Source organism: Syntrophomonas wolfei subsp. wolfei str. Goettingen G311, from assembly GCF_000014725.1.
Lineage (GTDB): Bacteria > Bacillota > Syntrophomonadia > Syntrophomonadales > Syntrophomonadaceae > Syntrophomonas > Syntrophomonas wolfei.
The window spans coordinates 95,373-115,789 of sequence record NC_008346.1; the positions used below are offsets into that span (position 1 = coordinate 95,373).

Below are 20,417 nucleotides of genomic sequence, written 5' to 3' on the forward strand. Positions count from 1 at the left end.
ATTGTACCCCGAATAATAAAATTGTCCGTAGCTACTCTATTTAACCGGGCACGGTCCAAGGGTTATGAAGTAGTAATTATACTTCCCGGAGATACACTGGGCCTTTTTAAAGGAGAAGAAGAGGATGGCGAAGAATAAGCTGGAACGCAAGGGTATATGGAGATTCATGCTTGTCGGAGTCTTATGTGGCCTTATGCTTATGATAGTTGCTCCCAAACTCAAAATCATTTACCAAATGAATGGGCAACGATACAGGCTGGAGCAGGAAAAAAAAGAATTGGAAATGAAGAACCAGGAACTAAAAGCCAGACTAAAAGAGATGGATAGCGTAGTTGCGATTGAGAAAATCGCTCGCGAGCAATTGGGTATGGTAAAAAAAGGAGAGAAAATTATTATTCCCCTCAAAGAAGAAAGACCATAATTAACCCCCTTTGCTGTTGACTACTGCATGGGCATTTTATACAATTGAAATAGTATATTTTGAGGGGGCTCTTTAGCTTTATGCCTACTGAACAAACTAATATTGTACCTGGCAGCATAATGGAAGGAAAGGTGCAGGGAATCACCAAGTTTGGAGCATTTATTGAACTTCCAGGAGGTGTGGTTGGGCTGGTTCACATCTCCGAGATAGCCGACACCTATGTAAAAGATGTTAAGGATTTTATCAAAGAAGGCGAAAGTGTCAAGGTTAAGGTACTTAATGTTGCGGGGAAAAAGATTGGGCTTTCGATAAAGCAGGTATCCCCTCCCCCGAAAAGTGAACCCAAAGCTTTCGAGAGGAATTACCGGAGCAGCCGTGTTGCAGGCAACCGCTATAGTAATAGCTCTGTAGGTAAAGACAACACTGCTACCCCGATAAGTCTGGATGACAAGATTGCCAAGTTTCTTAAAGAAAGTGATGAGAGAATGCAGCCACTTAAGAATAAAATGGAACCCAGGAAGCGTAACCGCTTTAATTAATATTTAGCAGATAACAGGAAGCACTTCCCGTAGGAAGTGCTTTTTTATCCGATGACTAACTCGCTCTAAGACTCCCGCCCCTATAGGCGGGAGTAAGAGCGAGTTAGTCCCTGGATAAGTGCGGCTAAGCTTCAGGTGGAGTTAAAACTCCACCTGAAGCAAGTCTTATTTGATGAAAAGGAGTTAGACTTATTGCGTTGTGCGGCTATAGATATTGGAACCAATTCCTGCCGTTTACTGATAGCTGATATCAGCCCGGAAGGATTGCGGTCACTTCATCGTGAAACCAGGACTACCCGGGTAGGGGAAGGCCTCAAAAACGCTATTCATATCCAAGAGGATGTTATAGAACGGAACATATATTGTTTGGAGGCTTTCAAAAATATCGTTGAAGAAATGGCAGTAGAATGTTACCGGGTGGTAGCCACCAGTGCCTTGCGCGAAGCGGAAAACCAGGAAGAATTTCTGCGGAGCGCCTGGAAAAAAACCGCGATGCAGATTCAGGTAATAAGTAGCGAGGAAGAAGCTCGGCTGAGCTACCTGGGGGTAAGCCGGGGATTACCCTATTTGGAGTCACCATTGGTAGCGGATTTGGGTGGGGGAAGCCTGGAATTGATTCTAGAAGGAGCAGAACCTATCTTCTTATCCCTTCCTCTAGGAGCAGTAAGGGCTATGGAGCAGAACCTGAAAATAACTGAAATAAACGCCGTGATGTCCCCCCTGGCCTTTCATAAAAACGACCTTGCTCCCCATCCGCTGGTTATGGTTGGGGGAACTGCAACCACTCTGGTAGCTATTAAACACTCCCTGTTGCAATACGATCCCAGTCTGGTTCACGGGCAGCTTTTAAAGCGAGAGGAAATTGCGGATATCTATAACATGCTGGAAAGAATGCCCCTGAATCTTCGCCGGCGTTTGCCGGGTTTGCAGCCGGAACGAGCCGATATTATTCCCTGGGGAACCCGGATAGTCTTGCTATTAATGGATATATTAGAAAAAGGAGAAATCACTGTTAGCGAAAGTGACCTGCTGGAAGGGGTTATTTGGAGCTTGGCATAATGAAATTTTATGATTAACATAACAAATATAAATAATTAATTTTTCTGCGCAGGTTTTTATCATTTTTTGTAGAAAAGGAAAGGTTGGGAGTATTCTTCAGGGCAATAAACTCGGGTATGGTAGACGAGAGAGAAGCATACTTGAGTATTGTTAAAAGTAACTGTTCGAGGAACTTAACAGTTACTGGGAACAAAAAGGAAGGAGGGAAGAACGAAGCACAAGAGAAAATTATATTCCGGTCGGGTTTTACAGGTTCCGGAATATAATCTTGATTCTTGCTGGGACATCTTCATCAATTCCAGCGTTCTACAGAGGGTATTTTGCTATAACGGTAAAAATACTTGAGAATTTGGTATCTATTTGCTATGTACGAGAATCAAAAAAACAAAGGGAGAGTGAATGAGCTAATGAATTTTCTGACTCCTGCCGAAATTGCAGTGGCTACAGCTAATGCTGGAAAAGCAAAATGTGAATTACCAATTATTAAAATGTTTGTTTTGGGAATCCTGGCCGGCGTATATATTGGATTTGGAGCTAACCTGGCTACCAAGATAGGCTCGATGGCAGCCTCAGATACCTCGGGCGGACAGTTCCTATTTGGAGCAGTCTTCTCCGTAGGCCTGATGTTGGTTGTTATTGCTGGTTCCGAATTATTTACCGGTAACTGTATGTTCTGTTGTATTTCCTCTTTGAATGGACAATCCTCCTGGGGCGGACTGCTCTACAACTGGGTGGTTGTTTTTCTGGCCAACTTTGTAGGTTCAGTATTGCTAGTATACATCATTTTTTATGGTGGATTCTGGGGTGATGGTGCTGTTGCCACCGCAATCAGTGCCCATGGAATAAAGGCCCTGGGCATTGCCAAAGCTAAATTGTCGTTAACCTGGGGGCAAGCATTTTTCCGGGCCATTGGTTGTAACTGGTTGGTTTGCCTGGCCGTATGGGTGGCCCTTGCTTCCAAGGAAATTATCGGGAAGATCTTCGGTATCTTCTTCCCCATTATGGCTTTCGTATCCAGTGGATTTGAGCATAGTGTTGCCAACATGTTCTTTATTCCCATGGGAATTACCATTGCTCAGAACAACCCCGAACTGGTAGCAGCTGCCACCAAGGTAGGGGCTGATGGAACGGCAGTTTCAGTTTTTAATATGACTGCGGATCAGGTAACTGCTTTCTTCACCTATGGCAATTTTATCACTGCCAATCTGATTCCGGTAACATTGGGGAACATCGTAGGTGGCTCTATATTTGTAGCTATGTTCTACTGGTTTATTTATTTGAAAAAATAGTTTTTTCCCGTACAACTCATCCTTGGATGGGCTGAATGTTTTATTTTGCATACCCTGTATGGATAAATTAGCTATGATTTCATAGCTGGCTAATATGATGCTATTTAGCAGAGGAGGTTCCGAAATCGGGTCTCCTTTTTTTTTGCTCACCTAACCCACTTTTCATCAATGGTTGTGGCCCTCACCCTGCGGGTACTCCTGGTGCTCCACCCTGCGGGTGTCACTATTAAGGTTGTGGCCATGGGGGTTAGTAAGAAGAGCGATCAGTTTCTGGGACAAGGAACCTGTCCCCGTGTCCCAAAAAGCTCAGGGAAAATAGCAAAGATAGCATTTTCCCAGCAGATTTTGTATAAAGAAAAAACAGGCAGTCGCCCACAAATTACAAAATTTACCAGCATCTCTTGCTTATAATAGGTGGACAAGGCTTTAAACAAGCCATAATTATCTAAAGCTAAATTAGAAGTTCGGAGATGGGGGATAAAATGCTGGGGAAAACGGAGATTTATCCTTATCAGAGAGTGGCTGAGAAAGCAGGCAATAGACCCCGGGGCAAAAAGCATGAGTGGATGCAGAATTTTAAAGAAAGATCAGGAAGGGGACAAGCTTATTTAAGAGATTTTATAAGAAAAGAAGGTTCCACTGTTCTTCACTCGCTGCTAAACCTGGAAAACCTGCTCTTGGCGGTGGGAGCGTTGATTTTGTCCCGGGCTTTCGTTCTGGGCGATTTGCTCCCCTTTGTTTACGCCTATCTGGCTGTTTTCGGCAGAAATGAGAAAGGCCGGGCCTTTCTATTGTTGGCATTTGCCAGCCTGGGTTTGGCCAGTGTATTGCATGGTTTTGCTTTAGGCAGCAGTATAATTAGTTTAGTTATATTGCTGGCAGTGCTAAACCGGCTGAAAATATCGCCGGAAAGAGCCTGGTGGATGCTGCCTCTAGTCAGCATTTCTGTGCTATTTGTATGCAAGAGCCTTTTTCTCCTGGGGGGAGAATTTACCTTATATGCTGAAATGGTAGTGGTTTTTGAAGCGGTGATAGCCGGCGTTCTTGGCTTCGTTTTTATGGTTGCCCATGAAGCCATAGCCCAGAGGAAAGCTCTAGCCAGTTTGAATTTTGAGGAGTTTGCCGCCTTTTTAGTTCTGGGCATAGGCCTGGTCATGGGTTTAAATAATATTGAGATAGCGGGCTTAAGTGTCAGCAGCATAATCTGCCGACTGGGAATAATGCTGGCAGCTCTATTGTGGGGCAGTGGCGGGGGAACCATAGTAGGAGTAATGACGGGAATCATTCCTTCTATTTCTTCTAGCATTTTTGCCCAGAGCCTGGGTATGTATGCTGTTTCCGGTCTTCTTGCCGGGCTGTTTAGAAATCTGGGCCGCCTGGGCATTGTTTTGGGCTTCATGCTGGGAACTATGGCTCTGTCCATGTTTATACCGGAAACTCAGGCCACCGTTCTGGGGATATGGGAAACAGCCATAGCTAGCCTCTTATTTTTCCTCCTGCCGGAGTCATTGCAGGATAAAATGCCCCTGCAAGCCCTGGGGCCCTTGAGCAGTCGCCTCAGGGAGCAAGGTGAAATAATTGACAAGCAGCTGGAGGAAAGTACTCGCACCCGCATCCAAAACCTGGCAGCAGTTTTTGAAGAGCTGAGCAGCAGTTTTAGCGGGGAAATGGAAGTGAAAAGAAAAAACAACCAGGTAGCCTATCTTAATTACCTTTATGAACAGGTTTCGCAAAACTTTTGTGAGAAATGCTCGCGCTATGATATCTGCTGGGGCCGGGATTCTTACCATAGCTCCCAGCAGATTTTGGAACTATTCTCTATTGTGGAAAAAGCTGAGCTCAGCTATGAAAAAGCCCCCCGCGATTTTAAACGGCGTTGCCTTTATGCCCGGGAAATGATAAGCACTATAAACTACCTCTTTGATCGCCTGCTCTTGAACGAGTACTGGTCTGACAAACTTTGCGAATCCCGGGAATTGGTGGCTACCCAGCTCAAAGGGGTCAGCCAGCTGATTAAAAACCTGGCTCAGGAAATTGATGTAAAAGCTGAATTTGACCTGGAGCTCAGAGAACAGTTATTGAGAGAAAGCAAACAACAAGGTCTTAAAATAAAAGAAATGACTCCTCTGCGCAGTAACGGGCAATTATTGCTGAATGTAGTGGCCGATCCTTGTCGCGAAGGGGAATTTTGCCAAAATATTATTGCTCCCGCTTTCTCCAACATCCTGGGAGAAAGGATGGAGGTTTGTGAAAAAACCTGTCCCCGTTTCCGGGCCTGGGGACAGTGCAAATTTACCATGAGCCGAGCTTGCAGCTACAAGATAAACAGCGGGGTGGTGCAAGTGGGTAAGGAAGCGGTTTGCGGTGATAGCTTTACCATAGCCAGTCTTAAAGAAGGCAAAGAATTAATAGCCCTCAGTGATGGAATGGGGGTGGGGGAGAAAGCCTGCGGTGATAGCCAGGCTACAGTAAGACTGCTGGAAAATCTTTTGGAAAGCGGCTTCCAGCGCGATGTAGCGCTAAACACTATAAATACTGTATTGCTCCTTCGTTCAGCCCAGGAGAGCTTTGCCACCCTGGATATGATCATGGTTGATCTCTATAGCGGGGATGCCGATTTCATCAAAGTGGGCAGTGCGCCCTCCTATATAAAAAGAGATAAAAAGGTGGGGATGATAAGCGCCCACTCCCTGCCCATAGGAATATTGGAGAATGTAGATGTAGTAAGCGAAAGACACAGCCTCTGCCCCCGGGATATTCTGGTCATGGTAAGTGACGGAGTTCTGGAGGTGTCTCGGCAGTTTAATGAAACCTGGATAATAGACTTTTTAAGCCAGGTGGACGAAAGCGACCCACAACTCTTGGCAGAAATGATTATGAATAAAGCCCTGGGCATGTGCAAAGGAAAACCCGCCGATGATATGACTGTAATCTGTCTTCGCGTAGAATTGCAGTGAATATTTTATCGCTTTTTGCACCTGATATCATGGTTTGACAAAGGGGGAAACTTGGGTAGCATTAGACTAGGAGATTTCTTAATGGTGGAGAAAGATAATGCTGCGCAAAGTTAGAGAATATATCTGGGAAGAAAAGCTGCTGGAGCCCGGGAAAAAGGTTTTGCTGGGTGTTTCCGGTGGACCGGATTCCATGGCTCTGCTTCATATTATGCATAAATTAACAACGGAAATGGATTTAGGCCTGGCAGTCCTTCATCTCAATCATGGATTGCGACCGGAAGCCGCTGCGGAAGAGGAGTTTGTCCGCGAGCACTGTCGTAATTGGGGAATAGATTTCTATTCCCGGCAAGCCGATATCCGGGCCCTGGCCCTTCAGGAGAAAAAGACCCTGGAAGAAGCCGGGCGGGATTGCCGTTACCGGTATTTTTTTGAGCAATTGGAGGAACTCCAGGCTGATTATATTGCCACTGCCCATCACCAGGATGACCAGGCGGAAACCGTCCTGCTGCACCTACTCCGGGGAAGCGGGCTTAAAGGGCTGCGTGGAATTATGCCCCGGAAAGGCCAACTGCTTCGCCCCCTATTAGCCTTGTCCAAGGCCGAAATTATTCATTACCTGGATGAAAACCAAATCCCCTATTGCCTGGATCAGAGTAATAATGATTTGAAATTTTTGCGTAATCGTATTCGCTGTGAACTCATACCCTACCTGCAAAAGGCCTACAACCCCCGCATTATGGAAAGCCTGAACCAACTGGCCGGGATTGCCCGCGATGAGAATGATTATTTGGAAAAACAGCTTCATTTCTCCTGGGATAAGCTGTTACTCTGGCAGGAACCCGGTGTAATAGTTTTGGACAAGAAAGCCCTGGGTGAGGAGCACCCGGCTCTGCAAAAACGGCTTATTCTAGAAGCTTTGGCTCGTCTCCGAGGTGAAAGCGGTTGGGAGCTCAAGGATGTACAAAGAATACTCCGCTTACTTGACCAAAGCGGTTCCTCCAAATATATTCAGCTAAAACAAGGCCTTCGGGTCAGCAGCGTTTACCAGGAATTGCACTTCACGAACCGGCCCTTGCGAGAAGGAAGTTTTTGCTATCCGATTTCCGTCCCGGGAAGGCTTAGTATTCCCGAAACCGGAGAAAGCTATATTATAGAGCTGGGCCAGCCGGTAACTTTTCAACCGGGCTTATCTTCTTGCCTGGATTATGATAAACTTAAACAGCCTTTGGTCTTACGCTCGCGCCAGCCCGGAGACCGTTTTCAGCCTTCGGGAATGAAGGGCAGCAAGAAAGTAAAAGATTATTTTATAGATATCAAGCTGCCCCTAGAGCAAAGAGACCGGGTTCCCTTGTTGACTTCAGGGGAAACTGTATATGCCATAGTTGGTTATCGAGTATCCCGCCTGGCTGAAGTAGATGCAGAGAGCTGTAGAATACTGATAATTAGAAAGGAAAACACATGATTAATCAATAAGAAGTAGATTTTTAGACGCTGAAGGACTCTGATTTTTATGATTCACAAAATAATAAAAGAAAAATCATATTAAATCTGCGTTGATCTGCGTTAGAAACGGCCCCCCTATATAAGGCCAGCACATTTTCATTGGTGGTTGTACCCCTCACCCTGCGGTCGCTATTAGCTTGTTACGCCTGATTCGGAACGACACGAGGGTCGTTCCCTACACAGCCTTCGGTTGCTATTAAGGACGCACCCTGCGGGTACAACTGATGCTCCCTACGGTCGCCATAAAGGGAGCTGAGCGGTATATTTATACAAGCCAATGAATATAAATAACTTTTTGCAAATAGTAAGTATGCCATTTTGCAGCCGCTCATAAATTTTGCCGCTTCAGGCGTAATTGAAAAGAAAGGCTTAGTATGCTACAATATGACGCAAATTCTCCAGGTTTTTATGGGGAGGAAGTATTTTGGATAGAGCTCTAAAAAACATCGCACTATATATTCTTATAGTACTCCTGGCTCTCTTTGCCATGAAAATGGTAAGCCGCTCGGATATAGAAATCAAGGAACTCAGCGAGCCGCAATTCTACCAGATGGTGGAACAGGGTCAGGTGAAGGCGGTTCGTGTAGAAGTAGCCGAGTTGGTTTATAACCTTAGCGGAGAGTTAAAAAATAACAGCAAATTTACTGCCACGGTTTCCAAGGAATCTGACATTATCAAGTTATTGCGGGAAAAGAAGGTAGATTACACTACCCAACCCGTGCCGCCCCCTTCCATATGGATGACCTTGCTTACTACGCTATTTCCCATAATTATTCTGGTGGTCTTCCTGCTCTTCATTATGAACCAGACCCAGGGTGGCGGAGGCCGGGTTATGCAATTCGGCAAAAGCAAAGCCCGCTTGATGAGCGGAGAGGATGTAAAAGTATCCTTTAAGGATGTGGCCGGAGCGGAAGAGGCCAAAGAGGAAATGCAGGAAGTAGTAGAATTCCTGAAAAACCCGCAGAAATTTATTCAAATCGGAGCCAAGATTCCCCGTGGGGTTCTGCTTTACGGCGCTCCCGGAACGGGGAAAACCCTGATGGCCAAGGCCGTGGCCGGCGAAGCCGGAGTACCTTTCTTCTCCATCAGCGGTTCCGACTTTGTGGAGATGTTTGTTGGCGTAGGTGCAGCCCGAGTCCGCGACCTCTTCGAACAGGCTAAGAAAAACGCCCCCTGTATAGTCTTCATTGATGAAATTGATGCCGTTGGACGCCAGCGGGGAGCTGGTCTGGGCGGTGGACATGATGAAAGAGAACAGACCTTGAACCAATTGCTGGTGGAGATGGATGGATTCAGTACCGGTGAAGCCATTATTGTCATGGCTTCCACCAATCGCCCGGACATACTGGACCCGGCGCTCTTGCGGCCAGGAAGATTTGACCGGCATATATTGATAGATAAACCTGATGTTAAAGGCAGAGAAGCCATACTAGGGGTTCATGTCCAGAATAAACCCCTGGATGATAACATTAACATGGAAATATTAGCCAAGCGCACTCCCGGTTTTACCGGAGCTGACCTGGCCAATATGGTCAATGAGGCCGCCTTGCTCACCGCTCGCCGCAACAAGAATAAAATCGGTATGGAAGAACTGGAGGAATCCATCGAAAGAGTACTGGCCGGCCCGGAAAAGAAAAGCCGGGTTATCTCCGAAAAAGAAAAACGACTGGTGGCTTATCATGAAGGCGGGCATGCGCTAGTAAGTTATTTCCTGCCTCATACGGACAAATTGCATAAAATCTCGATTATTCCGCGGGGGCGGGCCGGGGGATATACCCTCTTGCTGCCGGAAGAAGACCGCAATTACATCACCAAATCCTACCTGTTGGACGAGGTTACCACCCTCCTGGGCGGGCGGGTGGCCGAAGCTCTGGTACTAAATGACATCAGCACCGGAGCCCAGAATGACCTGGAAAGGGCCAGCGGTATAGTACGCAAGATGATAACCGAATTCGGCATGTCGGAAGAATTAGGGCCGCTTACCTTCGGTCATAAAAGTGAAGAAGTCTTCTTGGGACGGGATATTTCCCGGGATCGCAACTATTCTGACGCCATTGCCTATGCTATAGATAAAGAAGCCAGCCACTATATGGAAAGCAGTTACAAGAAGGCCGAAAAAATACTGCAGGAAAATATGGATAAACTGCACCAGGTAGCTGCCCGCTTGATAGAACAGGAAACCATGGAAGGCGAAGAATTCGAAGAAATAATGAGCCAGGCCTGAGGACAAAAACACTAGCTGCAGGCAAAAGAACCGTCCCCATGCCGCCTGCCTGGGGTTTCCCCTGAAAAATCACCCAAAGGCAAATTTTCCCCATAAAAGGGAAGGATTTTTTACTAATATGTTTAATATAACTAATACCAGTCAACAGTAAAACTGCTCAGGGGGTGAAAATAATTGAAGAGAGTAGAACTACTGATAAATGACGAGTTTTATACCGAATATATGCGCCGCAATCACGAAGAAGAGCTTGAACCCAAATTTTGCCAGCACGATTTCCAGCACCACCTCAATGTTGCCCGGATAGCCTACATTTTAATACTGGAACAGAACCTTTTGGCTTATTTCGTTAAAGAAAGTGGTCTAAGTGGTAAGCTAGCGGGGAAAGAAGTGATATATGCCGCCGGTTTGTTGCATGATATCGGTAAATGGCAGGAATATAGAACCGGAATTGACCACGCCTCCTTCGGCTCCCGCCTGGCTCGGGAAATCCTGCCCCGCGCTCATTTCAATCCCCTGGAAATAGACTTGATCAGCCGGGCAGTTTATGAACATCGCAACATTAGGCAGGATATGAGCTTTCTAGGCGAGAGGCTGCACCGGGCCGACAACCTGTCCCGGGTCTGCCGCAACTGTGAATATAACGAACAATGCCCCAAGTTTAAAAATAAGGAGCTTACCATCAGTAATTTTGAATACTGATTTCCTATGGCCCGGGGGCCACAACCACCGATGAAAACAGGGGAAGCAACAAGTACGAAGCCAGGGGCCACAACCAATGATGAAAAGTGAGTTAGTAGGGGCTTGAATAGTAAGATGTAGTAGGAAACAACTTAAATCCCTTACCTCTAACTCCTTACTTACTAATATATCACGGGGAGGAAGCCTTGATGCAGCAGGGGCACCATGCCGTATTAATACATGACCGCCGGGAAGCCCAGCGGCTTCTGCAGGAAATAGCGGTTGATTCCGCAGCCTTTGTCTATCTATTGCCGAAGGCTGTTTTTCGCTGTATTAAACTGAAAGAGATACCTTGTATAGCAGCCAATATCATCAAGCAGGAAATGCTGGCCAAAGGAGGCGAAGCCGCCGTAAAGCGAGAGGCGCTGTATTTGGAAGGGACTACTGATATATTGTTGCTGGGAACCCTAAAACATTACGGCCTGCTGCTGGAAAAGCTGAAGAAGCAGCCTTTTGGCTTGAAAAAGATTGCCGCCGAAATTCAAGCAATACTGGATAACCTGCAAGCAGGCGAGCGGACTATAGCGCTGGCTCATGGCAAAGAATTGCCTTTGGGCCAGCGAACTTTAATTATGGGGATACTTAATATTACCCCGGATTCCTTTTCCGACGGAGGCCGCTATATGGAAACCGGCCAGGCGGTGGAGCGAGCCCGGGAGATGCGAGAAGAAGGGGCCGATATTATTGACATCGGAGGAGCCTCCTCCCGTCCCCAGTCCCAAATGATAGACGAGGCGGAAGAACTGCGGCGCGTCCTGCCGGTAGTAAAAAGCCTCTCCCGCGAGGGTTTTATCCTTTCCCTGGATACCTTCCGGGCCGGGGTGGCCAGAGCCTGCCTCGATGAAGGCGTTCATTTAATAAATGATATCGGACGCTTGCAGCTTGACCCCGGTCTCTTGCCTGTCCTGGCAGAGAAGCAGGCCCCGGTGATACTGATGCACAACCGCATGCAGCTCCGGGATGAATCCGGACAGGTAATCGATGCCGAAAAAGTTACCCAGGACCTTATGCACTACCAGGATCTTATAAGTGATATTATAAAAGAACTGGGCCAGTCCATAGAAATGGCGCAGGAAGCCGGACTGGGCCGGAATAAAATAATAATTGACCCCGGACTGGGTTTTGGCAAAAACCTGGCCCAAAACCGCTTGCTGATAAAAAGGCTGGAGGAATTCAAAAGCCTGGGACAACCTCTATTGATAGGGGCTTCCCGGAAAACATTTATCGGCCAAACATTGGAGCTGGAAGTGGGGCAGCGCCTGGAGGGCAGCCTGGCGGTGGTAGCCATGGCCATAATGAATGCCGCGGATATAGTGCGGGTGCATGATGTCCGGGAGAGCAAGCGGGTAGCTATGATGACGGATGCGGTGATACGGGAAAATGGATAAGAAAGTGGATAAGATAATGGCCCAGGGTCTGGAGTTTAAAGCCTGCCACGGCGTACTGGCAGCGGAAAAAGAAAGCCCCCAGAGCTTTCTGGTGGACCTGGATCTATTTCTTGATTTAAAGGCGGCGGCTGAGCAGGATGATCTGGCTTTGACCATTGATTATGATAAAGCATTTCACCTGGTGAAAAATATTGTCGAAAAGCAATCATATAATCTTTTGGAAACCCTGGCCGAGAAGATTGCCCGTGCTTTACTGGATAGCTTTGCCGCTTTGCAGGCAGTTGAAGTACAAGTATCTAAACCTGATGCTCCGGTGAAAGGAAACTTTAATTATTTTGCTGTAAAAATTAGAAGAGAGAAATGATGAAATTTTCTTGCTCTTCCCCCCACTATATGATATTTTTTAGGGTGAACCCTCATGAAAAAAAGAGTTTACATAGGACTAGGCTCAAATTGCGGCCTTAAACAAGAGAATTTGGCGGTTGCCAGGAATAAGATTACTGAATTGGAAGGAACCAGAATTGTTAAGAGTTCCTCCCTTTATTTAACCGCTCCCTGGGGCCGTACCGAGCAGGAAGATTTTATAAATCAAGTAATAGAAATCAAAACGGCTTTGGAGCCGTTGGCCTTGTTGCAGGATTTGCAAGAAATTGAAATTAAAATGGGCCGCCAGCGTCAGGAAAAATGGGGCCCTCGGATAATAGACCTGGATATCCTTTTATTTGGAGATGAGGTGCTGGATTTTCCGGAATTGAAAGTCCCACACCCACTCATGCGGCAGCGTTTGTTTGTACTGGTTCCCTTGCAGGAAGTAAATGCAGAACTCATCTTTCCTGATGATGGAGCCAAAATCAAGGAGGTGTTGATTAGCGTTTTAGCCCGGGAAGGAAACAAGAAAATCAAGAGAGTATAAGGTTCTCCCACCAGAAATCCCGGTTATGGCAGCCGCGCTGGTATCACTCTGTGAACAAGACGCCCAGCTGTTTACCGGAAGACTGATATGATTTCTCCTGTACCCAAAAGGGGGTTTAGTTAATGAGAGAAAAGATAGGTATTATTGGGGCGGGAGTGGTAGGAACCGCTGTTGGGGTGGTACTCAAAAACAAGGGCTATGAGATTACGGGTGTGCAGGATATTAAATCCGAATCTACACAACAGCTTGTGGAACGGATCGGCTGTACCGCTTACCCATCACCTCAAGATGTTTCTCACTCGGCGGATATAATCTTTGTTACAACCTCCGATACGGCTATTGCCAGTGTGGTAGGGCAGATTGCTGATAAAAGGGCTTTTCGCCCCGGGCAAATCATTTTGCACATGAGTGGGGCTCAATCTTCGCAGATTCTAGACCAGGCCAAGGAATTCGGTGCCCTGGTCTTGTCCGTGCATCCCCTGCAAGCTTTTGCCAGTATCGACCGGGCTATAGAGATACTGCCCGGTTCAGTTTTCAGCATTGAAGGGGATGAGGAAGCTTATGCCCTGGGGGGCCGTATAGTAGAGGCCCTGGAAGGGGAATATTTTTTCATTGACCGGAGAGCCAAGCCTTTATACCATGCCGGTGCCTGTGTGGTATCCAATTACCTGGTTACCATTATCGATTTTGGAATTAAACTTCTGGAAGCAACGGGAATACCCCGGAACATGGCGGCCAAGGCTTTGTTGCCCCTTATATCCGGTACGGTTAAAAATATTGAAAATATTGGTATACCCAAAGCCCTGACCGGCCCCATTGCTCGAGGCGATTTGGCTACGGTGGCGGATCATCTGCATTGTATGGAAGAAATGGCACCGGAGCTGATGAAACTGTATAGCTGGTTAGGTTTTTATACCGCCTCGATTGCCCGGGGAAAAGGCAGCATCGATGAAAAGTCCTTGGAAGAGTTCCAGAAGCTTTTCCTCCGTGAACTGGCCCGGATAGAATCGGCCAGCTAGTTTCTTCTTTTCATTAAGGACGGTTTTGCTCCCTCTGGAGGCAGGGGGAACGCCGGCAGTGTTTGTAGATCTCCGGTTCTAAAGGAGGTTAGAAATATGGCAAGAGTAACGGTTTCAGTTTTAAAGGATAAAAAGAAACGCAAGGAAAAAATAAGCATGCTCACTGCTTATGACTATTCCCTGGCGGGAATGGTGGATGAAGCCGGTATCGACATGATACTGGTAGGCGACTCTCTGGGCAATGTGGTATTGGGTTATGATAACACCCTGGCCGTTACCATGGATGATATGATTCACCACAGCAAAACGGTGGTGAGGGCCAGCAAAAACGCCATGGTGGTTGGAGACATGCCTTTTCTCTCCTACCATATATCGAAAAAGGAAGCCGTGCGCAACGCCGGCAGGTTCATACAGGAAGCCGGTTGCTCGGCGGTAAAACTGGAAGGCGGCAGTGAAAGAGTGGATACAGTTAAAGCCATACTGGACGCCCAGATTCCGGTTATGGGACACATCGGACTGACCCCGCAATCGGTGCACCAGTTTGGCGGCTTTAAAGTTCAGGGCAAAGATCTGGAAACCGCCAAAAAGCTGGTGGAAGATGCCCGAGCTCTGGACCAGGCTGGAGTCTATTGCATCGTTTTAGAATGTGTTCCCAGCGAACTGGCCCGCCGGGTTACTGAAGAAATATCCGTACCCACCATCGGCATCGGTGCCGGCCCATATTGCGATGGGCAGGTTCTGGTGATTAACGATATGCTGGGGATGTTCCGGGGATTTACCCCCAAGTTTGTCCGGAAATTTGCCAACCTGGAACCATTGATAATGGAAGCATTGAAGAACTACAAAGCCGAAGTGGAAGCCGGAACCTTCCCGGCGGAGGAACACTGCTTCACCATCAAGGAGGAAGTTTTGGATAGACTCTACTAAGCTCTCGGGAGCGAGTATTTAACTAATCCCCATGGTCGGGGGCCGCAACTACCGATGAAAAGTGAGTTAGTAAGGGTTTGTAATATAATAATGGGGTTAAATAACTCACCCCTTACCCCTCACTCCTCACTTTTCTTATTAATTTTGATGAGGAAAAGGCTATGCAAGTATTTGAGAATATAACAAAAATGCAAGAATGGGCCCGGGAACAAAAGAAACAGGGCCAAAGCATCGCTTTGGTTCCTACCATGGGTTATCTTCACGAGGGCCACCTGGCCCTCGTGAAGGAGGCTCGGCGGCAGTGTGATAAAGTAGTGGTCAGCATTTTTGTCAACCCCATCCAATTTGGGGCAGGCGAAGATTTTGAGCAATACCCGCGTGATCTGGAGCAGGACAGCGCTCTCCTGGAAAAAGAAAGAGTAGATGCACTATTCAGCCCCGGTATCCGGGATATGTATCCCGGCAGCTTTCAGACTTTCGTAGAAGTATATGGTGAAATAACCGAGAAAATGTGCGGAGCTTCGCGCCCGGGACATTTCAAAGGAGTTACCACCGTAGTAAGCAAATTATTCAATATCTGCCAGCCTGACCGGGCCTATTTCGGGCAGAAAGATGCCCAGCAATTGATGATTGTGGAAAAAATGGTGCGGGAATTGAATTTCCCCCTGGAGATTATCCGGGTGCCTATCGTAAGAGAAAAAGATGGGCTGGCCATGAGTTCCCGCAATGTCTATCTGAGTCCCGAAGAAAGGGCAGAAGCCCTGGTATTGTACCGGGCGCTGAAAATGGCGGAAGAAGAGATTAAAAACGGGGAAAGAGAGATTGGGATAATCCGGCAGAAAATGGAGGAAATGATTAAGGCCTGTCCCCGGGCTGCAATCGACTACATTGCAATTAATAATGCCAATGATTTGTCGGAACTGCAAACTTGCGCCGGTAAGGTTTTGATAGCCCTGGCGGTAAAGTTTGGCAAGACTAGGTTGATTGACAACCTTATTGTGGAGGTGTAACTGGTGCTGCGGCATATGCTCAAATCAAAAATTCATCGCGCGGTTGTAACGGATGCTAATCTGAATTATGTGGGCAGTATTACCATTGACAGGGATTTGATGGATGCTGCCGACATTCTGGAGAATGAAAAAGTGACCATAGTAAATAATAACAACGGCGCGCGTTTTGACACCTATGTTATCGAAGGTGAACGGGGATCAAAAGTAATCTGTTTGAACGGAGCAGCCTCTCGCCTGGTACAAAAAGGGGATGTAGTAATCATTCTTACCTATACCGTACTTCAGGATGAAGAGTGCCACAACCACAAACCCAGACTGGTTTTTATGGACGGAAATAATAACATCAAAGAACTTGGCTAGCCAGCGTTTTTATGGTTTAGATAATAGGAGGCTTAGACTATGCTAGCAGAGTTGGAGCAGTATGTCTTGCGCCGAAAAAAGGAGATTAACGCAGTCATCCTGGCTCATTTTTATCAGTTGCCCGAAATACAGGATATAGCTGATTTCGTTGGTGATTCGCTGCAATTGGCTATACAGGCCGCTTCTACCCAGGCCCAGGTAATAGTTTTTTGTGGCGTTAACTTCATGGCCGAAAGTGCCAAGATACTGAATCCGGATAAAACGGTTCTCCTGCCCGATATCCGAGCTGGATGTCCCATGGCGGACATGGTCGGAGCAGAAGCCTTGCGCAAAAAGAAAGCCGAATACCCCGGCGCGGTAGTCGTCTGTTATGTCAACTCCAGCGCCGAGGTCAAGGCGGAGAGTGATATTTGTTGTACCTCATCCAATGCCCTTAATGTAGTGCGCTCTATCCCGGAAGATAGGACGGTAATTTTTGTACCGGATAAGAACCTGGGAGCATACATCCAAAGCCAGACCGGGCGGGAGATGATGCTTTGGGAAGGATACTGCCCCATTCATCATGCTCTGAGCTGGGCGGAGGTGGAAAAACAAAAAGAGCTGCACCCCCAGGCCCAGGTTGTGGTACATCCCGAATGCCCTCCTGAGGTAACCCGGAGGGCGGATGCCGTACGTTCCACCGCCGGCATTCTGGAATATCTACGCTCCAGCAATGGGGCGGAATTCATCATTGGAACCGAGGAAGGTTTTCTCTATACCCTGCAGAAGAATTGCCCAGGGAAAAAACTCTACCTGGCCCGGGAAAGCTTTCACTGCCCGGATATGAAGTATATTACCCTGGAGAAACTGGCCGGCTCCCTGGAAAAAATGGAGCAGCAGGTGGAAGTACCCCCGGAAATAAGCCGCCGAGCTCGCCGCAGCCTGGAGCGCATGATAGAGATTAAAGGGTGAAAAGTGAGGGGTGAGGGCAAGGAGTGAGGGGCAGGAAAACTCGCTTCTTATTATTAACCTGATAACCTTGCTGCACCCTGAAAAAGGCAATGGCAGATTAAATAAACGATCAGGTGAATTATGATAATTACACGCTACATAGGGGTTTTGCATAAGGACACCCCGGTAGAGACTACCGATTTCCTCATAGTTGGCGGAGGCATAGCCGGGCTTTTTACCGCTTTGAAAGCCTCCCAGTATGGGAAAGTTATCGTATTGACAAAAAAAACCATAGAAGACTCCAATACCGGACTGGCTCAAGGGGGAATTGCCGCTGCTGTGCACGAAGAGGATTCCCCTTTTTTGCATCTGGAGGATACTCTGGAAGCAGGAGCCGGTCTCTGCAATATTGAGGCCGTTGATCTTCTGGTGCGGGAAGGACCGGAGCGAGTAAGGGAATTAATCCAGGCGGGGGCCAGCTTCGACATGAAGGACGGCAATGTAGCCCTTACCCGGGAAGGAGCCCACAGCAAAGCCCGCATCCTGCATGCCGCCGATACCACCGGGGAGGCCATCCGCGTAGCCCTGGTCAAAAAATGTGAAGAAAGCAGCGATATAAGGATAATCGAAGACCAGTTCCTGGTGGATATTCTAGGGCACGACCAGCGCAAGGAATGCTATGGTGCCCTGGTTTATGACGCCAAAACCCGGCAGCAGCTGGCTTATCTCGCCAAAGCCACCATAATCGCTACTGGCGGGGCCGGGCAGCTCTATCGTTACACCACCAATCCCAGCGTAGCTACCGCTGATGGCATGGCCGCCGCCTACCGCGCCGGTTGCCGGCTCAGCGATATGGAATTTATCCAGTTTCACCCTACAGTACTTTTCAGCTACAGCAACCAGCGATTTCTCATCTCCGAAGCGGTTAGAGGAGAAGGAGGCCTGCTCTACAATCATAAAGGAGAGCGTTTTATGCCCGCTTACCATTCCCTGGCTGAGCTGGCCCCCCGCGACATCGTATCCCGGGCCATTGTAAATGAGATGAATTGCAACGGCAGCGAATATGTCTACCTGGACATGAGCGGCATCAAGCAGGTGGAAAAACGCTTCCCCAATATCTACCGTACCTGTCGGGAAAGCGGCATTGACATCACCCGGGAGCAGGTACCCGTTTCCCCCGCCGCCCACTATATCATGGGAGGAATTGAAACCGGCACTTATGGAGAAACCGGAGTTTATGCCCTTTATTCCTGCGGCGAAGCCGCCTGTACCGGAGTACACGGCGCCAACCGCCTGGCCAGTAATTCCTTGCTCGAAGGCATAGTATTTGGACAGCGCATAGTGGATCGTGCCGAAGAAATCATGTATCGCCGCCGTATCAGCATTGATGAAGTATTCCGCCACTTTGACCAGAGTTGGGTTTACTCTCCGCAAGAGCAGAGAATAGACCCCCCGGAAGCTAAAAATCGCCTGCAGGCAATTATGTGGGAAAAGGTGGGTATAATAAGGGATGAGGAAGGGCTAAAGGTCGCCAACCGGGAACTCGAAGCAATCTACAGCCATATAGCCCAGGGGGAAGACCCCTTCGCCTATTATGAAATAGTCAACATGCTGACTGTAGCCCGCATCATAGTACAAGCAGCCCTGTGGCGTCAGGAAAGCCGCGGCGGGCATTTCCGCTCCGACCACCCCGCCCGTGACGAACTCCGCTGGCTCAAACACCTCTCCTTCATCAACTGCTAGTGGGTGCCAGGCACTTAAGTTGTTAAGTTATTGGCAGGCAAGTCTGACAAGGGGAAGGTTCGAAGACCTCTCAAAAATCCTAAACCCGGTAATAAGGGGCTGGATAAACTACTATGGTGCATTTAGACAATCAGCACTATACCCGGTACTAAAGCACATAAATAAAGCCCTGCAAAAATGGGTTAAAAGGAAATACAAAGCAAAGAACGAGCTAGAAAATGGCTTAAGCAAGTAGCGCAGAAGAAGCCAGGTCTATTTAAACACTGGCAAATGGGTATAATAAGCGACTGAATAATGGGAGCCGGATGAGCCGAGAGGTTCACGTCCGGTTCTGAGAGGGCCTTGGGGTGAAATTCCCCAGGGCTACTTACCCTTGTGGCTGGTAAAGTTTTGCCGGCATGATGGGAAGAAATAAGCACTGGTGAACAGTGAGTTAGTAGCGCTTGAATAGTAAGATGTAGTAGGAAACTCTTGACCCCTTACTCCTTACTCCTCACTTATACTATTATTTGGAGGATAAAAAATGAACGATTGGATGGTAAAAGAAATAATAAAAAGAGCCCTGGAAGAAGACCTAGGGAACGGGGATATAACCACCCGGAACCTTATAGCGGAAACGCAAGAAGGGCAGGGCCTGTTTTTGGCTAAAGCCAGCGGAATTGTAGCCGGTTTGGAGGTCTCTGCCACCGTTTTTAGCTGCCTGGAACCGGCGGTGCAATTTACCGCCTTTATCCATGATGGAGATGAAATCAAGCCCGGGGATAGGATTGCCCGGGTAGAGGGGAAAATGAGCACCCTGCTTAGTGGAGAAAGAGTAGCCCTGAATTTCCTGCAACGGCTTTCCGGGATAGCCAGCAAAACCCGTAATATGGCAGAAAGTATAAAATACCAGCATGCAGTTCTGGTCGACACCCGCAAAACCACCCCCGGTCTGCGCTTGCTGGAAAAGTATGCCGTTAGGGTAGGAGGGGCGAAGAACCATCGCTTTGGCCTTTATGATGGAGTAATGATAAAAGACAACCATATCCAGGCGGTTGGGGGAATACAAAAAGCCGTATCCACCCTCCGGCAAAAGGTTCCCCACACCCTGAAGATTGAAGTGGAAGTGGAGAACCTGCAGCAATTGCAGGAAGCCCTGGAAGCCCGGGCCGACATAATATTACTGGACAACATGGATTCCGAAAGCATGAGAAAAGCGGTGGAAATAGTAAACGGCCAGGCTCTCCTGGAAGCCTCCGGTGGCGTCAATGAAGAAAACATTGTTGAAATAGCCAAAACCGGAGTCGACTTCATTTCCTGCGGGGCCCTTACCCATTCCGCCCCCAGCCTCGACATCAGCTTCAAAATACTATAGGGCAGCATGCTTTTCTTCCCTGACTTGTTAACCATATGTTATA

19 protein-coding genes are annotated in these 20,417 nt (G+C 47.8%); all 19 read left to right on the forward strand.

Annotated elements, in window-relative coordinates; genetic code table 11:
- The first annotated feature begins 124 nt into the window (after positions 1-124).
- The 19 genes from SWOL_RS13345 to nadC all read left to right on the forward strand — a co-directional run bounded on the left by SWOL_RS13345 (position 125) and on the right by nadC (position 20,374).
- Positions 125-421 carry an FtsB family cell division protein gene (locus tag SWOL_RS13345; protein ID WP_049750067.1) on the forward strand — a complete coding sequence of 99 codons (297 nt, stop codon included), beginning with the start codon at positions 125-127 and terminating at the stop codon, positions 419-421.
- 80 nt (positions 422-501) lie between these two features.
- Positions 502-960: a S1 RNA-binding domain-containing protein gene (locus SWOL_RS00515; protein WP_011639557.1), complete on the forward strand. Its 459-nt coding sequence runs from the start codon at positions 502-504 to the stop codon at positions 958-960.
- Between the two features lie 135 nt (positions 961-1,095).
- Positions 1,096-2,019, forward strand: coding sequence for a Ppx/GppA phosphatase family protein (locus SWOL_RS00520; RefSeq protein WP_207635308.1), 924 nt, complete (start codon positions 1,096-1,098; stop codon positions 2,017-2,019).
- A 407-nt stretch (positions 2,020-2,426) separates the two neighbouring features.
- Entirely contained in the window at positions 2,427-3,308 is an 882-nt protein-coding gene (locus SWOL_RS00525) for a formate/nitrite transporter family protein (protein ID WP_011639559.1), read from the forward strand.
- 482 nt (positions 3,309-3,790) lie between these two features.
- Positions 3,791-6,265: a stage II sporulation protein E gene (gene spoIIE / locus SWOL_RS00530; protein ID WP_011639561.1), complete on the forward strand. Its 2,475-nt coding sequence runs from the start codon at positions 3,791-3,793 to the stop codon at positions 6,263-6,265.
- Positions 6,266-6,362: 97 nt separating this feature from the next.
- A complete protein-coding gene (gene tilS / locus SWOL_RS00535) occupies positions 6,363-7,727 on the forward strand; it encodes a tRNA lysidine(34) synthetase TilS (RefSeq protein ID WP_011639562.1) in 1,365 nt (454 codons plus the stop codon).
- Positions 7,728-8,192: 465 nt separating this feature from the next.
- Entirely contained in the window at positions 8,193-9,992 is a 1,800-nt protein-coding gene (gene ftsH, locus SWOL_RS00540; protein ID WP_011639563.1) for an ATP-dependent zinc metalloprotease FtsH, read from the forward strand.
- Between the two features lie 174 nt (positions 9,993-10,166).
- Positions 10,167-10,691 (forward strand): HD domain-containing protein, encoded by a 525-nt coding sequence (locus tag SWOL_RS00545; RefSeq protein ID WP_011639564.1) that lies wholly within the window; start codon positions 10,167-10,169, stop codon positions 10,689-10,691.
- 188 nt (positions 10,692-10,879) lie between these two features.
- Entirely contained in the window at positions 10,880-12,118 is a 1,239-nt protein-coding gene (folP, locus tag SWOL_RS00550) for a dihydropteroate synthase (RefSeq protein WP_011639565.1), read from the forward strand.
- Positions 12,111-12,482: a dihydroneopterin aldolase gene (gene folB, locus SWOL_RS00555; RefSeq protein WP_011639566.1), complete on the forward strand. Its 372-nt coding sequence runs from the start codon at positions 12,111-12,113 to the stop codon at positions 12,480-12,482. Before folP ends, folB begins: the two co-directional genes overlap by 8 nt.
- A gap of 54 nt (positions 12,483-12,536) precedes the next feature.
- Positions 12,537-13,031 carry a 2-amino-4-hydroxy-6-hydroxymethyldihydropteridine diphosphokinase gene (gene folK / locus SWOL_RS00560; RefSeq protein WP_011639567.1) on the forward strand — a complete coding sequence of 165 codons (495 nt, stop codon included), beginning with the start codon at positions 12,537-12,539 and terminating at the stop codon, positions 13,029-13,031.
- Between the two features lie 122 nt (positions 13,032-13,153).
- A complete protein-coding gene (locus SWOL_RS00565; protein ID WP_011639568.1) occupies positions 13,154-14,050 on the forward strand; it encodes a Rossmann-like and DUF2520 domain-containing protein in 897 nt (298 codons plus the stop codon).
- Positions 14,051-14,146: 96 nt separating this feature from the next.
- Positions 14,147-14,977, forward strand: a complete 831-nt coding sequence (gene panB, locus SWOL_RS00570; RefSeq protein ID WP_011639569.1) for a 3-methyl-2-oxobutanoate hydroxymethyltransferase — start codon at positions 14,147-14,149, stop codon at positions 14,975-14,977.
- Between the two features lie 161 nt (positions 14,978-15,138).
- Complete coding sequence (gene panC / locus SWOL_RS00575) at positions 15,139-15,987, forward strand: pantoate--beta-alanine ligase (RefSeq protein ID WP_011639570.1); 849 nt, start codon at positions 15,139-15,141, stop codon at positions 15,985-15,987.
- A gap of 3 nt (positions 15,988-15,990) precedes the next feature.
- Positions 15,991-16,347: an aspartate 1-decarboxylase gene (gene panD / locus SWOL_RS00580; protein ID WP_011639571.1), complete on the forward strand. Its 357-nt coding sequence runs from the start codon at positions 15,991-15,993 to the stop codon at positions 16,345-16,347.
- Positions 16,348-16,386: 39 nt separating this feature from the next.
- The gene (gene nadA, locus SWOL_RS00585; RefSeq protein WP_011639572.1) at positions 16,387-17,298 is read left to right on the forward strand and encodes a quinolinate synthase NadA; all 912 of its coding nucleotides are present in this window, start codon (positions 16,387-16,389) and stop codon (positions 17,296-17,298) included.
- Between the two features lie 120 nt (positions 17,299-17,418).
- A complete protein-coding gene (nadB, locus tag SWOL_RS00590) occupies positions 17,419-19,020 on the forward strand; it encodes an L-aspartate oxidase (protein ID WP_011639573.1) in 1,602 nt (533 codons plus the stop codon).
- Positions 18,974-19,255 (forward strand): group II intron maturase-specific domain-containing protein, encoded by a 282-nt coding sequence (locus SWOL_RS13875; protein WP_242649343.1) that lies wholly within the window; start codon positions 18,974-18,976, stop codon positions 19,253-19,255. Before nadB ends, SWOL_RS13875 begins: the two co-directional genes overlap by 47 nt.
- A gap of 288 nt (positions 19,256-19,543) precedes the next feature.
- Complete coding sequence (gene nadC / locus SWOL_RS00595; protein ID WP_011639574.1) at positions 19,544-20,374, forward strand: carboxylating nicotinate-nucleotide diphosphorylase; 831 nt, start codon at positions 19,544-19,546, stop codon at positions 20,372-20,374.
- Positions 20,375-20,417 lie beyond the last annotated feature (43 nt).